Origin of the sequence: Streptomyces sp. P17, assembly GCF_032436805.1 — a bacterium.
Taxonomy (GTDB): domain Bacteria; phylum Actinomycetota; class Actinomycetes; order Streptomycetales; family Streptomycetaceae; genus Streptomyces.
In genome coordinates this window covers 1-500 of the sequence record NZ_JAVRBF010000305.1, presented here as the reverse complement: position 1 = coordinate 500, position 500 = coordinate 1, and the positions used below count along the sequence as shown (strand labels likewise).

General features: G+C 70.6%; 1 protein-coding gene. It reads right to left on the bottom strand.

Annotated features, from left to right (window positions below; all coding sequences use genetic code 11):
• Positions 1-500: peptidoglycan-binding protein (locus RMT89_RS41000; protein WP_399498864.1), on the bottom strand; the 500-nt coding region annotated here is incomplete at both ends.

Genomic DNA, 500 nt, shown 5'->3' with positions numbered 1-500 from the left:
CAGGACACCACGTCAAAGCCCTGGCGCTGGCCGAGACGGGCCAGCGTCACCCGGCCAGGGATACCATCAGCGGCGCGGCCACGGTACCCGAGCCAGTGCTGCCAGTACGCATACGCCTCCGTCGTCCGAGGCCCCCACCACCCATCAGCAGGGCCTACGGTGCGGATATTCTCGGCGAGCAGCGCCCGCTGCACGGTGCGCACGTGCTCGGACACTGAGCGCCGACGGCGGCGGGCCTGGGTCTGCACATCAGCCAGCGACACCCGAGGCCGCGACGGCGGCGCGGGTTTCGGCGCGGGGGGTTTCGGGGCGGGTTTCGGTGCGAGGATCTGCTGCACAGTCGGCACCGGCACCGCCGGATAGCCCAGCGGTGCGTTGCTTTTGAGCCCGTTGCGCCCATCCAGATAGGAGGTGACCTGGCGTGCGGCCGATGCAGCCAGATGCGGGCAGCCCCGCCACACCACATGACCATGCGACGGCCACAGCCCGAGAATGCGGGT